The organism is Rhizobium sp. FKL33 (assembly GCF_005222915.1).
In the GTDB taxonomy this organism is placed as follows: Bacteria; Pseudomonadota; Alphaproteobacteria; order Rhizobiales; family Rhizobiaceae; genus Rhizobium_E.
Genome location: NZ_STFX01000020.1, coordinates 100,438 through 115,296, shown reverse-complemented (window position 1 = coordinate 115,296; position 14,859 = coordinate 100,438). Strand labels below are relative to the sequence as shown.

The 14,859-nt window shown below is 63.0% G+C and carries 10 protein-coding genes; 9 read left to right on the top strand and 1 reads right to left on the bottom strand.

The genetic code is table 11. The annotated features are described in order from the left end of the window. The first annotated feature begins 110 nt into the window (after positions 1-110). The 4 genes from tkt to E8Q41_RS12935 all read left to right on the top strand — a co-directional run bounded on the left by tkt (position 111) and on the right by E8Q41_RS12935 (position 6,566). The gene (gene tkt, locus E8Q41_RS12950; RefSeq protein ID WP_137155965.1) at positions 111-2,087 is read left to right on the top strand and encodes a transketolase; all 1,977 of its coding nucleotides are present in this window, start codon (positions 111-113) and stop codon (positions 2,085-2,087) included. A gap of 79 nt (positions 2,088-2,166) precedes the next feature. Continuing rightward, positions 2,167-3,177, top strand: coding sequence for a type I glyceraldehyde-3-phosphate dehydrogenase (gene gap, locus E8Q41_RS12945; RefSeq protein WP_137155964.1), 1,011 nt, complete (start codon positions 2,167-2,169; stop codon positions 3,175-3,177). A 317-nt stretch (positions 3,178-3,494) separates the two neighbouring features. After that, entirely contained in the window at positions 3,495-5,288 is a 1,794-nt protein-coding gene (locus E8Q41_RS12940; protein WP_137155963.1) for a potassium/proton antiporter, read from the top strand. Positions 5,289-5,369: 81 nt separating this feature from the next. After that, positions 5,370-6,566, top strand: coding sequence for a phosphoglycerate kinase (locus tag E8Q41_RS12935; RefSeq protein WP_137155962.1), 1,197 nt, complete (start codon positions 5,370-5,372; stop codon positions 6,564-6,566). Positions 6,567-6,620: 54 nt separating this feature from the next. Here E8Q41_RS12935 and E8Q41_RS12930 read toward each other — a convergent pair whose 3' ends face one another. Next, positions 6,621-7,058, bottom strand: coding sequence for an Lrp/AsnC family transcriptional regulator (locus tag E8Q41_RS12930; protein ID WP_137155961.1), 438 nt, complete (start codon positions 7,056-7,058; stop codon positions 6,621-6,623). Between the two features lie 121 nt (positions 7,059-7,179). Between E8Q41_RS12930 and rocF the strand changes: the two genes are divergently transcribed. The 5 genes from rocF (at position 7,180) to E8Q41_RS12905 (ending at position 14,790) form a co-directional block, all read left to right on the top strand. Then, positions 7,180-8,100 carry an arginase gene (rocF, locus tag E8Q41_RS12925; RefSeq protein WP_137155960.1) on the top strand — a complete coding sequence of 307 codons (921 nt, stop codon included), beginning with the start codon at positions 7,180-7,182 and terminating at the stop codon, positions 8,098-8,100. Beyond that, on the top strand, positions 8,100-9,146 hold the full coding sequence (locus E8Q41_RS12920; protein WP_137155959.1) for an ornithine cyclodeaminase: 1,047 nt from the start codon (positions 8,100-8,102) through the stop codon (positions 9,144-9,146). Before rocF ends, E8Q41_RS12920 begins: the two co-directional genes overlap by 1 nt. 278 nt (positions 9,147-9,424) lie before the next feature. After that, positions 9,425-10,615: an efflux RND transporter periplasmic adaptor subunit gene (locus tag E8Q41_RS12915; protein ID WP_137155958.1), complete on the top strand. Its 1,191-nt coding sequence runs from the start codon at positions 9,425-9,427 to the stop codon at positions 10,613-10,615. A gap of 15 nt (positions 10,616-10,630) precedes the next feature. Continuing rightward, positions 10,631-13,963 (top strand): efflux RND transporter permease subunit, encoded by a 3,333-nt coding sequence (locus tag E8Q41_RS12910; protein ID WP_137155957.1) that lies wholly within the window; start codon positions 10,631-10,633, stop codon positions 13,961-13,963. 146 nt (positions 13,964-14,109) lie between these two features. Continuing rightward, the gene (locus E8Q41_RS12905; protein ID WP_137156007.1) at positions 14,110-14,790 is read left to right on the top strand and encodes a Crp/Fnr family transcriptional regulator; all 681 of its coding nucleotides are present in this window, start codon (positions 14,110-14,112) and stop codon (positions 14,788-14,790) included. Positions 14,791-14,859 lie beyond the last annotated feature (69 nt).

Below are 14,859 nucleotides of genomic sequence, written 5' to 3'. Positions count from 1 at the left end.
GCGTATTTTCAGCGTATTTGTTGACTCAGTCCGCCCAACTGCTATGTGTCCCCTGCTTTGACGGCAGTCGACAAGGCTGCCTCCTTCCATTTTCCGGAGCCGTCGACGACATGATCTCACGCGAAACACACGACCGGATGGCGAATGCGATCCGTTTCCTCTCCATGGACGCCGTGGAAAAGGCCAATTCGGGTCATCCTGGCCTGCCGATGGGCGCTGCCGATGTGGCGACTGTGCTGTTCACCCGCTATCTGAAATTCGACCCCAAGGCTCCGAACTGGCCCGACCGCGACCGCTTCGTGCTGTCCGCCGGCCATGGCTCGATGCTGCTCTATTCGCTCCTCTACCTCACCGGCTATGAGGACATGACGATCGACGACATCAAGTCGTTCCGCCAACTGCACGCCAAGACCGCCGGCCACCCCGAATACGGCCACGCTTCCGGCATCGAGACGACCACCGGTCCGCTCGGCCAGGGCATCGCCACCGCCGTCGGCATGGCGATCGCCGAAAAGAAGCTCGAGCTGGAATTCGGAAGCGATCTTCAGGATCACTTCACCTATGTGCTCGCCGGCGACGGCTGCCTGATGGAAGGCATCAGCCAGGAAGCGATTTCGCTGGCCGGCCATCTCAAGCTCAACAAGCTGATCGTCTTCTGGGACGACAACAATATCACCATCGATGGCGCGGTCTCCATGGCCGACTCCACCGACCAGCACGCCCGCTTCCGCGCCTCGGGCTGGAACACCATCGCCGTCGACGGCCATGATCCGGAAGCGATCGCCGCCGCGATCGAAACCGCCCAGAAGTCCGATAAGCCCACCCTGATCGCCTGCAAGACGGTGATCGGTTTCGGCGCCCCCAACAAGGCCGGCACCCACAAGGTGCACGGCTCGCCGCTCGGCGCCGACGAAATCGCCGCAGCCCGCAAGGCGCTGAACTGGGAATCGGAAGCCTTCGTGGTGCCCGCCGACGTGCTCTCGGCCTGGCGCGAATCCGGAACTCGCTCCGCCGATGCGCATAAGGCCTGGGCCAGTCGCCTGCAGGCATCGGCCAAGAAGGACGAGTTCAACCGCCGCTTCGTCGGCGAATTGCCGGCTGCCCTTTCGGGCGCCGTGTCGGCCTACAAGCAGAAGCTAGCCGAAACCAAGCCGACGGTCGCAACCCGCAAGGCCTCCGAGGACGCGCTGGAAGTCATCAACGGCGTGGTCGCCGAGACGATCGGCGGCTCGGCCGACCTGACCGGCTCCAACAACACCAAGACCAGCCAGACCGCCTCGATCACCCCCACCGATTTCTCGGGCCGTTACCTGCATTACGGCATCCGCGAACATGGGATGGCGGCGGCGATGAACGGGATTGCGCTGCACGGCGGCCTGATCCCCTATTCCGGCGGCTTCCTGATCTTCTCGGACTATTGCCGTCCGTCGATCCGCCTCGCCGCGCTGATGGGCATCCGCGTCATCCATGTGCTGACGCATGACTCGATCGGGCTGGGCGAAGACGGCCCGACCCACCAGCCGGTGGAACAGATGGCCGCGCTGCGCGCCATCCCGAACCTGGTGATGTTCCGCCCGGCAGACGCCACCGAGACGGTGGAATGCTGGCAGGCCGCGCTCGAAGCCAAGGATCATCCCTCGGGCATCGCGCTCACCCGCCAGAACCTCGCCGCCATGCGCACCACCTATTCGGCCGAAAATCTCTCGGCCAAGGGCGCTTATGTGCTGCAGGACGCCGCCGACGCCCAGGCGACCATCTTCGCCTCCGGTTCGGAAGTCGAAATCGCCGTGAAGGCCAAGGCGCTGCTCGCCGACAAGGGTATCGCAGCCCGCGTCGTCTCGGCGCCGAGCTTCGAACTGTTCGAAGCCCAGTCGGACGAATACAAGGCCTCCGTCCTCGGCTCGGCCAAGGTCAAGGTCGGCGTCGAAGCCGCCATCCGCCAGGGCTGGGACCGCTTCATCGGCTCCGACGGCGTGTTCGTGGGCATGAAGGGCTTCGGCGCTTCCGGCCCGTACAAGGAGCTTTACAGCTATTTCGGCATCACGCCGGAAGCGATCGCCGACGCCGTCGTCGCCAAGCTCGCCTGATCTACGCGGCAGACCGGCTGCAAGGCCGGTCTGCCGCCCTATGACCGTCCCATCACGTCCCAAGCGGAGAAATAGCACTATGGCTATCAAGGTAAGCATCAACGGATTTGGCCGCATCGGCCGCAACGTCCTGCGCGCGATCGTCGAATCCGGCCGCACCGACATCGAAGTCGTGTCCATCAACGACCTCGGCCCGGTCGAAACCAATGCGCATCTTCTGCGCTACGACTCGATCCATGGCCGTTTCCCGGCTGATGTGAAGGTCGAAGGCGACGCCATCATCATCAATGGCGGCAAGCCGATCAAGGTGACCGCCGTCAAGGATCCGGCCACGCTTCCGCATGCCGAACTCGGCGTCGACATCGCCTTCGAATGCACCGGCATCTTCACCAGCCGCGACAAGGCCGCCGCTCACCTGACCGCCGGCGCCAAGCGCGTCATCGTCTCGGCACCGGCCGACGGCGCCGACCTGACCGTCGTCTACGGCGTCAACCATGACAAGCTGACCAAGGATCACCTGGTCATCTCCAACGCCTCCTGCACCACCAACTGCCTGGTGCCGGTGGTGAAGGTGCTCAACGACCTCGTCGGCGTCGATCATGGCTTCATGACCACGATCCACTCCTACACCAACGACCAGCCGTCGCTCGACCAGATGCACAAGGATCTGTACCGCGCCCGCGCCGCCGCTCTCTCGATGATCCCGACCTCGACCGGCGCCGCCAAGGCCGTCGGCCTCGTGCTGCCGGAACTCAAGGGCAAGCTCGACGGTTCGTCGGTCCGTGTGCCGACCCCGAACGTCTCGGTCGTCGACCTGAAATTCGTCGCCAAGCGCAACACCACCGCGCAGGAAATCAACGACGCCATCAAGGCTGCCGCCGACGGCCCGCTCAAGGGCGTGCTCGGCTATACCGAAGAGCCGCTCGTGTCGCGCGACTTCAACCATGACTCCCACTCCTCGATCTTCGCGATCGACCAGACCAAGGTCATGGAAGGCAATTTCGTTCGTATCCTGACCTGGTACGACAATGAATGGGGCTTCTCGAACCGCATGTGCGACACCGCCGTCGCCTTCGCCAAGCTCATCTGATCCCGATCTTCCGGATCCATTGACGCTCATTCGCCCGCGGCATTAGCCGCGGGCGTTTTCTTTTGAGCCTATCCTTGCCCGGCATCCGCATCTATTGCCGCTCGACTTGATCGCGGGACATTTTGCAACGCAAAATTTTCTTCTTTGCGTGTGACAACAGCCTCATTGTCGTCCAATATGGGCCTGATGATTTGCCGTCGGCGCGGAGCGCCGTTCGCGTTGCCGCCCCAAATTCCGGTTGCGGCTCAATGATTTGAACAGATTATGGTGACGAGCGCGCCCCGCTCGAATGGGCGCATTGTGTGGAGAAGACGGGTTTGGAAGGGTTTTACCTGGTCGTTCTGGTCGGCGCGTCGCTGGTGCTTCTCGCCGCCATGTCCTCCCTGATCGCCTTTCGCTTCGGCGCGCCCCTTCTGCTGCTCTTCCTCGGCATCGGCCTTCTCACCGGCGTTGACGGCCTCGGGATCAATTTTTCCAACAACCAGGCCGCCTACTGGCTGGGCTCGCTGGCGCTGGCCGTCATCCTGTTCGACTCCGGTTTCGGCACGCCGATCCGCGCCTTCCGCATCGCTGCGCTGCCCGCGATTTCGCTGGCCACCTTTGGCGTCCTGATCACCGCAGGCCTCTTCGCATTGGGCGCCATGGCGCTGCTCGGCTTTTCCTTCCTCGAAGGCCTGCTGCTCGGCTCGATCGTGGCGTCGACGGACGCGGCGGCGGTGTTTTTCCTGCTCCGGATCGGCGGCGTCAACATTCGCGACCAGATCACCTCGACGCTGGAAGTGGAATCGGGCACCAACGACCCCATGGCGATCTTCCTGACCGTCACCCTGGTCGAACTCGTCGCCGGCGGCCATGGCGTCGCCGATCTCGACTGGCATGTGCTGCTGAGTTTCTTCGAAGAAATGGGCATCGGCGTGATCAGCGGCCTGGCCGGAGGCTGGATCATCGTCACCGTCGCCAACCGCTTCGTTCAAGACAAGGGGCTGGCGCCCATCCTCGTGCTGGCGCTGTCGCTTCTGGTGTTCTCCTTCACGGGCGTGATCGGCGGCAGCGGCTTCCTGGCCGTCTATGTCGCAGGCCTCTTCGCCGGCAATCGCGAGGTGCAGGCGAAACTCGCCATCAAGCGCTTCCAGGAAGGCATGACCTGGCTCGCCCAGATCATTATGTTCATCATGCTCGGCCTTTTGGCCACCCCGTCCGAATTTCATATCATCGCGATTCCGGCCGTGCTTCTCGGCCTGTTCCTGATCCTGTTCGCCCGGCCGATCGCCGTCTGGCTCTGCATGCTGCCCTTCGATTTCCACCAGAAGGAAATCACCTTCGTCGCCTGGGTCGGCTTGCGCGGGGCAGTCTCAATTCTGCTGTCGATCCTGCCGATCATCAACGGCCTGGAAAACGGCCAGGCCTTCTTCAACATCACCTTCATCATCGTGCTGGTGTCGCTGATCGTGCAGGGCTGGACGATCAAGCCGATCGCCAAGCGCCTGGGCCTGATCATCCCCAAGCAGGTCGGCTCCGTCGACCGTCTCGAGCTCGATCTGCCTCGCGCCGTCAATCACGAACTCGTCTCCTATCGCGTCATCTCCGGCTGCCCGGTGGCCAACGGCGCCCGCCTGCCGCGCTGGGCCATGCCGTCGCTGGTCATCCGCGACAGCAGGTCGATGCGCTACCAATATGCGGGACGGCTGAAAGAGAATGATATCGTCTATCTCTTCGTCACCCCCGCTTTCATTCCGCTGCTCGACAAGCTCTTCGCCGACAAGGCGGAGTTGGACCCCGAAGACGAACAGTTCTTCGGCACTTTCTCGATCTCTCCCGGTCGCCCTGCCCGCGAACTCGACGCGGCCTATGGGCCAGGGCTTCTGACCGAGATCGAGAAGTCGATGACCGTGGGCGAGTTGATGATGGCGCGGCTCGGCGGACGCGCCGAATATGCCGATCGCGTGCGTTTCGGCTCGATTATTCTGATCGTGCGCGACATCGACGAGCACAATCATATCTCGTCCATCGGAATCTCGATGGAGTCGGTCGATCCGGGTGGAAAGCTGCCATTGTTCCTGAATTTCCGGGATCTCTGGGCGCGGCTGAAGGCGCGATCCGCTGGCGCCTGAGCAGGGCAATGAGCGCTTGAATCCGTCGCGCGGCGGTGTATGGTCCGCACCGGAAACCCCACCCAAGCGAATGGAAAGAACATGGCGTCCTTCAAGACCCTCGATGATCTCACCGACATTTCCGGCAAACGCGTTCTGGTCCGCGTCGATCTCAACGTGCCCTGCAAGGACGGCAAAGTCACCGATGCCACCCGCATCGAGCGCGTCGCGCCGACGATCCTCGAACTGTCGGACAAAGGCGCCAAGGTGATCCTGCTCGCCCATTTCGGCCGTCCCAAGAGCGGTCCGGAAGCGGAATTCTCGCTGGCCGTCATTCAGTCCGCCGTCGAAGCCGTGCTCGATCGTCGCGTGCATTTCGCCAGCGACTGCATCGGCGACGCGGCAAGCTCTGCGGTCGCTTCGCTCGAAGACGGCGGCATCCTGCTGCTGGAAAACACCCGCTTCCACAAGGGTGAAGAGAAGAACGATCCGGACTTCGTCAAGGCGCTGGCCGCCAATGGCGACATCTATGTCAACGACGCCTTCTCGGCCGCCCATCGCGCCCATGCCTCCACCGAAGGCCTCGCGCATCATCTGCCAGCCTATGCAGGCCGCACCATGCAGGCCGAACTCGAAGCGCTGGAAGCCGGCCTCGGCAATCCGAAGCGTCCGGTGGTGGCGATTGTCGGCGGCGCCAAGGTCTCGACCAAGATCGACCTGCTCAAGAATCTCGTCCGCAAGGTCGACGCGCTGGTGATCGGCGGCGGCATGGCCAACACCTTCCTGGCCGCCCAAGGGATCGATGTCGGCAAGTCGCTCTGCGAGCATGATCTGGCCGACACCGCCAAGGCGATCCTGGCCGAAGCGCAGGACGCCGGCTGCGCCATCGTGCTGCCCACCGACGTCGTCGTGGCCCGCGAGTTCAAGGCCAATGCGACCAATGAAACCGTCGCCGTCGCCGCAATTCCCGCCGACGCCATGGCGCTCGATGTCGGCCCGGACTCGATCAAGGCGGTGAACGACTGGATCGCCAAGGCGGAAACGCTGGTGTGGAACGGCCCGCTCGGCGCTTTCGAAATCGGGCCTTTCGACACCGCCACCGTCTCGGTCGCGAAGTTCGCCGCCGAAGAGACCAAGGCCGGCAAGCTCGTCTCCGTCGCCGGCGGCGGCGACACCGTCTCGGCGCTCAATCATGCCGACGTCGCCGACGACTTCACCTATGTCTCGACCGCAGGCGGCGCATTCCTGGAATGGATGGAAGGCAAACCGCTGCCGGGCGTGGATGTGCTGAAGTCCTGATCGGGTTTCACATCAAGATCATCAATGGCGGGGCTCGGCCCCGCCATTGTCGTTTCAGAGCCGCGCCCGCGTGCTGCGCGGCGTGGTGAGATAGAGCGTCGTCTCGCTGCTCGCCACCCCCGGCACGAGACGGATGCGCTTGAGCAATTCGTCGAAGCCGGGCAGGTCGGCGGCGCCCAGTTCCGCCACCAGGTCCCACTGCCCATGGGTGGTGTGGACGGCGGAAATTTCCGAAAAGCCGTTGAGCGCCTTCAGCACGCGCTCGGTCTTGTGGCCCTCGACCTCAATCATCATGATGCCGCGCACCGGCAGCGCGCTGGTGTCCGAGCGCAGGATCACCGTATAGCCGACGATCTCCCCTGTCTCCTCCAGCCGCTCCATGCGGCTGCGCACGGTCGCCCGCGCAGCCCCCAGTTCTATCGCGAGGTCGGAAATGCTCCGCCGCGCATTGTGCCTGAGAAGCGTGATGAGTTTCTGGTCTAACTCGTCCATGGCGGAACCTGTCGGTTTGATTTGCCATTTTGATAAGCCATAGCGGCTCTTTTGCCAATTATCTCTGTTCACTTCGCCAGATGACGATGGTCAAATCATGGCAAGTGAAGAGGGGTTAGCGATGCTGGTGAAACTCGTTGGCGCGCCGGTTCAGGATGGAGCGGGACGCAAGGGATGCGATATGGGGCCGGCGGCCTATCGGGCGGCGGGTCTGGCCGAAAGCCTGACCGAACTCGGCCATCAGGTGGTCGACACGGGCGACGTGAAGCCCATGGCGCCGCGCCAGCACAGCCACCCCAACAAGGCGATCAAGAAGCTCGACCAGACCATCGCCTGGATCGAAGCGCTGGACGCCGCCGCCTTTGAGGCGACCGAAGACGGCTTTCCCGTGTTCATGGGTGGCGACCACAGTCTCTCTGCCGGCACGGTTACCGGCGTTGCGCGCCGGGCGCAAATGCTGGGCCGACCGCTTTTCGTGCTCTGGCTCGACGCCCATACCGATTTCCATACGCTCGACACCACCGACAGCGGCAATCTGCACGGCACGCCGGTCGCCTATTTCACCGGCCAGCCGGGCTTTGAGGGCTATTTCCCTGACGTCGTCGCCCCTGTCGACCCCAACAACGTGTCGATGATCGGCATTCGCAGCGTCGATCCCGAAGAGCGCCGGCTGATCACCGCCGCCGGCGTCGACATCGTCGACATGCGCATGATCGACGAGGAAGGCATCGCCGCCCCGCTGAAGCGCTTCCTGAAAAAGGTGAAGGACGCGAATGGCCTGCTGCATGTCAGCCTCGACGTCGATTTTCTCGACCCGTCGATCGCGCCTGCCGTCGGCACAACCGTTCCCGGCGGCGCGACCTTCCGCGAGGCGCATCTGGTGATGGAGCTTCTGCATGACAGCCGCCTCGTCACCAGTCTCGATCTGGTCGAACTCAACCCTTTTCTCGATGAACGGGGTCGCACCGCGATCCTGATGGCCGATCTCGCCGCGAGCCTTCTCGGCAAGCAGGTGATGGACAGACCCACAAGGAGCTTTTGATGAACGCGATGCCCAAACTGAATGTCGTGCCTTTCGTCAGCGTCGACAGCATGATGAAGCTGGTCATGAAGATTGGCGTCGAACGCTTCATCACCGAACTCGTCGCCTATCTCGAAGAGGACTTCCGCCGCTGGGAGGTGTTCGACAAGACGCCCCGCGTCGGCTCCCATTGCGATGACGGCGTGATCGAGCTGATGCCCACCAGCGACGGCGCGCTCTACGGCTTCAAATATGTCAACGGCCATCCCGCCAACACCCGCAGCGGCCGCCAGACCGTGACCGCCTTCGGCGTGCTCTCGGATCTGTCCAACGGCTATCCGCTGATGATCACTGAAATGACCATTCTGACGGCGCTGCGCACGGCGGCGACCTCGGCCATGGCGGCGAAATATCTCGCTCCCAAGGGCGCAAAGACCATGGCCATCATCGGCAATGGCGCGCAGTCGGAATTCCAGGCGCTGGCCTTCAAGGCCGTGCTCGGCATCGACAAACTGCGCCTTTACGACATCGACCCCTCCGCCACCCGCAAATGCGCCGCCAATCTCGCCGACCGCGGCTTCACGATCGTCGAAGCCAAGACGGCGGAAGAAGCGGTCGCCGGCGCCGACATCATCACCACCGTCACCGCCGACAAGAAAAGCGCCACCGTGCTGCATGACAACATGGTCGGCGAAGGCGTCCACATCAACGCGGTGGGCGGCGACTGCCCGGGCAAAACGGAGCTCGCCCGCGACATCGTCTTGCGCGCCGACATCTTCGTGGAATATCCGCCCCAGACCTGGATTGAAGGCGAGATCCAGCAGCTCGACCGCGACCATCCGATCACAGAACTCTGGCGCGTCATTTCCGGCCAGACCGAAGGACGAAAGAGCGCCCGCCAGATCACCCTGTTCGACAGCGTCGGCTTCGCCATCGAGGATTTCTCCGCGCTCCGTTACCTGCGGGATCAGTTGACCGCGAATGGCGTTTACGAGGAGCTCGATCTGCTGGCGGATCCGGACGAGCCGCGCGATCTTTACGGCATGCTGCTGCGTTCCGTCGCTTGACCAAACGCGGAGGCGTCGGAAAACCGGGTTGACCGTGACATAATAGCGACATTCACATTTGTTAACAGAGACTGGGTCTGGTATTTGCCGTCAATGCCATATTGACGGCACTTGTGCGGGATCAAAACCGTGGCCAAATAGACGCTCAAGGGATGCGCTGGCGAGAAGACCCGCGGCGAGGATGTTTAAATCCCGGTTCATCCAATTTGCGTATTGAATGTGTTGAAGCCGCCCGAGGAACAGGGTTCCAGGCGCCAACCGGCCAGGGAAGTTCAGGAATGCCTAGAAACATCATATTCGCTGTCTTGATCGCGTCCTCGGCGCTCGCGCCGGCCGGCTACGCATGGGGTGCGGAAACGCCGGCGCCCGCCGCGCCTGCCGCGCAGAATCTTCCGGCCATCCGCGTGACCGAAGTCGCCGAGCGGGAGCTCACCGATCGCGTCATCGCCTCCGGCACAATCCAGCCGGTTGAAACCGTCTATGTCCAGCCGCAGGTGGAAGGCGTTCGCATCGAAGAGCTGAAGGCGGATGTCGGCGATGTGGTTCAAGCCGGCCAGGTGCTTGCGACGCTGAGCCGCGACGCGCTCCAGCTGCAGAGGCAGCAATATCTCGCCACCATCGCCAAGACGGAAGCGGTGGGCGCCCAGTATGAGGCTCAGCTGGCCGAAGCCAGAACCAATGAAGCCGAAGCCGTTCGCCAGGCCGAGCGCGCCGACACCCTGATCCGCACAAAGGCCGTTTCGCAGACCCAGCTCGAGCAGTTGCAGTCCGAGGCGGAAGCCGCAAAGGCCCGCACCCGCGCCGCCGAACAGACCATCGCCGCCAACAAGGCGGATCTGGATGTCGCGCGCAGTCAGCTGGCGGATATTGAGCTGTCGCTGTCGCGCACCGAACTCAAAGCGCCAGTCGCCGGGATCGTCACCGAGCGCAACGCCAAGATCGGCGCCATCGCCAGCGCCTCGGGCAACCCGCTGTTCACGCTGATCCGTGACGGCAAGATCGAACTTCAGGCCGATGTCGCCGAAGGCGATCTCCTGAAGCTCAAGCAGGGGCAGAAGGTCAATCTTTCCATCGCCGGCACTTCGACCCGCGTCGAAGGCGTGGTGCGCATCATCGATCCCGTGGTCGATCAGACGAGCCGTCTCGGCAAGGTCAAAATTGCAATCGCGGACGCCAGTCTCGCCCGGGCCGGCATGTTTGCCTCCGCGGAGATCATCATCTCGCAGCGCAAGGTCCTGTCCCTCCCCTTGACGGCGGTGACGGCCGAAAAGGACGGCGACTATGTCCGCAAGGTCGTGGACGGCGTGGTCGGCATGACCAAGGTGCAAACCGGCGTCGCAGACGGCGACTATGTCGAGATCGCTTCCGGCTTGAAGGACAAGGATGTCGTGGTCGAAAAGGCCGGCGTCTTCGTGCGCGACGGCGACCGCATCGCCCCGGTTCGCGCCCAACAAACCGCTTCGAACTGACGAGGACCCCGGAACATGAACTTCTCCGCCTGGTCCATTCGCAATCCGATCGCTCCGATCCTCGCCTTCTTCCTGCTGATGTTTCTCGGGTTGAAGGCGTTCTACGATCTGCCGATCACGCGCTTTCCGAATATCGACGTCCCCGTCATCTCGGTCAGCGTCACCCAATCCGGCGCCTCGCCGTCTGAACTCGAAACGCAGGTGACGCGCGAAATCGAAGACGCCGTCGCCGGCATCACCGGCGTCGACTATATGCAGTCGACGGTCAATGACGGCGTGTCCACAACCTCCGTCGTCTTCAAGCTGGAAGTGCCGACCGACAAGGCGTTGCAGGACGTCAAGGACGCGGTCGACCGCATCCAGGCCGACCTGCCGGCCACCGCCGACACGCCTGAAGTGACCAAGATCGACGTCGAAGGCTCGGCCATCCAGACCTTCGCCGTCTCTTCGCCTGACATGACGCTCGAGGAATTGTCTTGGTTCGTGGAAGACACGGTCAAGCGCGCGCTGCAGGGCAAGCCCGGCGTCGGCCGTATCGATCGCTATGGCGGCGTCGACCGCGAGGTGCAGATCGATCTCGACCCCGACAAGCTGAACGCGTATGGCGTGACGGCGGCGGATGTGAACGCGCAGCTGCGCAGCACCAACGCCGATCTCGGCTCCGGCCGCGGCCAGCTGGCGGGCGCCGAACAGGCGATCCGAACCCTCGGCGACCAGCGCAACGTCAAGCAACTCGCCGATACGACGATTTCCGTCGGCAATGGCCGCTTCGTGAGGCTTGCCGATCTCGGCACGATCCGCGACTCCTATGAGGAGCCCGACTCTTTCTCGCGCTTCAATGGCAACCCTGTGGTCTCTTTCGCGGTGTTCCGCTCCAAGGGCGCGAGCGAAGTGACAGTGGCCGAAACCGTGGCGACGGAGCTCGACGCCATCCGCAAGAGCTACCCGCATGTGCGGATCGAGCTTGTGGACGACGCCGTCTACTTCACCTACGGCAATTACGAAGCCGCCATGCACACGCTGATCGAAGGCGCGATCCTCGCCGTCATCGTGGTGTTCCTGTTCCTGCGGAACTGGCGCGCCACGCTGATCTCGGCCGTCGCGCTGCCATTGTCGGCGATCCCGACCTTCTGGGTCATGGATATGCTAGGCTTCTCGCTCAATCTCGTGAGCTTCCTGGCGCTGACGCTGGCGACCGGCATTCTGGTCGACGACGCCATCGTCGAGATCGAAAACATCGCCCGCCACATCAAGATGGGCAAGACGCCGTATCGGGCGGCGATCGAGGCTGCAGACGAAATCGGCCTGGCGGTGATCGCCACCACCTTCACCATCATCGCCGTTTTCGCGCCTGTCTCCTTCATGGGCGGCATCGCCGGACAGTACTTCATCCAATTCGGCCTCACCGTGGCCATCTCGGTGTTCTTCTCGCTCGCGGTGGCGCGATTGATCACGCCCCTGATGGCGGCCTATCTCATGCGCGCCTCCGACGCAAATGTCGGTCACGAGCATGACCGCGACGGCTGGATCATGCGCGGCTATACGGCTGTCGTGCGCGCGCTGACACGCCGCTGGTATGGCCGTTACGGCACGTTTGTCGTGACTCTCGGTCTATTGTTCGGCTCCTTCGCGCTTCTCATGCAGGTGCCGGGCAGCTTCATGCCGCCGGAAGATTCCGGCCGCGTGATTCTGTCGCTCGAACTGCCGCCCAGCGCTTCGCTCGACGAAACCGACGCCACAACGTCCGAGATCTATGCGCGCATCAAGGACATGCCGACGATCGAAAACATCTTCGTGCTCGGCGGCTCATCCCCCAAGGGCGATCTCGAGCGCCGCCGCGCGGCCATCTACGTCAATCTCAAGAAGATCGAGCACTCGCTTCTGAAGAAACTGGTCAACGACGTCGCCGCTCGCCTGCCGCTCGTCGGTCAGTTCGTGCCGAAGATGGAGATCAAGGGCCGCACGGTGCCGCAATGGGTGATCGAAGAAGAGATCTTCCAGAAGATCGCCGACATTCCCGACGCCCGCGTCCTCAAGCTGAACGATCGCGGCGAACGCGACATCGCCTTCAATTTCACCTCGTCGAACGCCGAAGATCTCGACAACGCCGTGGCCGTGCTCGAAGCCAAGCTTCGCCAAGAGCCGAAGCTGCAGAATGTCGGCTCGGAAGGCGCTCTGCCGCGCTCGGAAATCCAGATCAAGCCGGATCCGGTGCGGATGGCGCGGCTCGGCATCACCACCGCCACGCTTTCGGAAACCGTGCGCGTGGCGACCATCGGCGATGTCGATACGGCGCTGTCGAAAGTCTATCTCGACGACCGCATGATCCCGATCCGTGTGCAGCTCGATCTCTCGGTCAGGCGTAGCATGGCTGAACTGCGCGCCATCAAGCTGCCGACCGCGTCGGGCGCGTCAGTGCCGCTATCGTCGGTGGCCGAAATTAGCTATTCGGAAGGTCCGAGCGTCATTAAGCGCTATGACCGCAGCCGTGTGGTGACCGTCGGCGCCAGCCTGCCCAAGGGCGTAGCGCTCGACCCCGCGACCGACGCCTTCAAAAAGGCCGTTGACGACGCCAAACTGCCCCCGAGCGTCAAGATCGTCGAGAGCGGCGACGCCAAGGTGCAGAAGGAAATGGTGGCCGGCTTCGGCAACGCCATGCTGCTCGGCCTGCTTCTGATGTTCACGGTGCTGGTGGTTCTGTTCCAGAACGTGCTGCAGCCGATCACGATCATCTTCTCGCTGCTTCTCGCCACCGGCGGTGTCGCAGTGGCGCTGTTGGCCACCAACAATGCCCTGTCGATGCCGGTGCTGATCGGCATCCTGATGCTGATGGGCATCGTCGCGAAAAACGCCATCCTTCTGATCGATTTCGCCATCGAGATGATCCATCAGGGCATGAAACGCTCCGACGCGATGGTGGAGGCGGGTCGCAAGCGCGCCCGGCCGATCATCATGACCTCGATCGCCATGTCCGCGGGCATGCTACCCTCGGCGCTCGGCGTCGGCGAAGGTGGGGCCTTCCGTGCGCCGATGGCGATCGCGGTGATCGGCGGCATCATCGTATCGACCGTTCTGTCGCTGGTTGTGGTGCCGAGCTTCTTCCTGATCATCGACGATATCTCGCGCGCGCTCGGCTGGGCGCTGGGTCGCCTGGTGGGCAAGCGCGAAGCCGAACCCGAGGCGTTGGAGACCGTGGAGCTTACCCGTATTCTCACAGAGAACAGCCGGACTATCTCGAGCCTCGAAGAGCGCCTCAACGCGCTCGACGCGGGTCCGGCGCGGCCGGCGTCCAAGAACACGACGCCGCCCGCCAACGATGTCGGCGACAGGCCGTTGGCGGCGGAATAAAACCATTCTTAAACCCGGCTTCGGCCGGGTTTTTGCTGTTCGCACTCCAAGCATTGATCGAAATCAATTCCCCGTGCCGGCTTTTAGCTACACTTGATGAAAGGGAAAGATTTTCGGTTCAACTCCGGAGGACAATCGTGAACAAGATGCTGAAGATGAATCACCGCGACCGCGAGATCCTGCTATCCACGCCGCTGATGTCGGGGCTCAATCCGACGCTTGCTCGTCGGGTCTTGGAAAGCGCTGCGGTGTTCAGCGGCGAGGCGAAGGATGTCCTGTTCCGCGAAGGCGCGGAAGCGGAGAACTTCTATGTGGTTCTTTCCGGCTATATCAGGCTCTTCCGACTCTCCCGCGACGGGAAAGAAGCCGATATCGGCGTGTATGGCCCCGGCGAGACCTTCGGCGAATGCGCGATGTTCCTCGGCTGCAAATACGCCTTCAACGCGCAGGCGGCGGAGCCGGTGACGCTGGCGCGGTTCGACGTCGCGAAGATCCGCCAGATCATGGCTGAGGAGCCGGAATTCTCCATGGCGCTGCTCCGGGTGCTCGCCCATCACCTCCAGGACGCACGCGAGAATGTCGCCAATGACCGGCTGCACACCGCGCCGCAACGCGTCGCCAATTATCTCCTGGACATGCTGCAGCACAGCGGCGCCGGCAATTCCAACTCCTTCCGCCTGCCCTTCCAGAAGAGCCTGCTCGCCGGCAAGCTCGGTCTCGCCCCGGAAGCGCTGTCGCGCGCCTTCTCGATGCTCAAGACCTCAGGCGTCTCGATCCGCGGCCGCATGGTGCAGATCACCGACGCCGAGGCGCTGCGCCGCATCTGAAGAACTTTGCTGAATATAAAAAGCCCGGCGCGGGAGGAGGTGCGCCGGGCTTGATTATGACAGACAGCT

Coding starts and splice junctions, on each gene's coding strand:
- E8Q41_RS12920 (WP_137155959.1), top strand. CDS start 8,100: ATGAACGCGATGCCCAAACTGAATGTCGTGCCTTTCGTCAGCGTCGAC.
- E8Q41_RS12935 (WP_137155962.1), top strand. CDS start 5,370: ATGGCGTCCTTCAAGACCCTCGATGATCTCACCGACATTTCCGGCAAA.
- E8Q41_RS12910 (WP_137155957.1), top strand. CDS start 10,631: ATGAACTTCTCCGCCTGGTCCATTCGCAATCCGATCGCTCCGATCCTC.
- rocF (WP_137155960.1), top strand. CDS start 7,180: ATGCTGGTGAAACTCGTTGGCGCGCCGGTTCAGGATGGAGCGGGACGC.
- E8Q41_RS12915 (WP_137155958.1), top strand. CDS start 9,425: ATGCCTAGAAACATCATATTCGCTGTCTTGATCGCGTCCTCGGCGCTC.
- tkt (WP_137155965.1), top strand. CDS start 111: ATGATCTCACGCGAAACACACGACCGGATGGCGAATGCGATCCGTTTC.
- E8Q41_RS12930 (WP_137155961.1), bottom strand. CDS start 7,058: ATGGACGAGTTAGACCAGAAACTCATCACGCTTCTCAGGCACAATGCG.
- gap (WP_137155964.1), top strand. CDS start 2,167: ATGGCTATCAAGGTAAGCATCAACGGATTTGGCCGCATCGGCCGCAAC.
- E8Q41_RS12905 (WP_137156007.1), top strand. CDS start 14,110: ATGCTGAAGATGAATCACCGCGACCGCGAGATCCTGCTATCCACGCCG.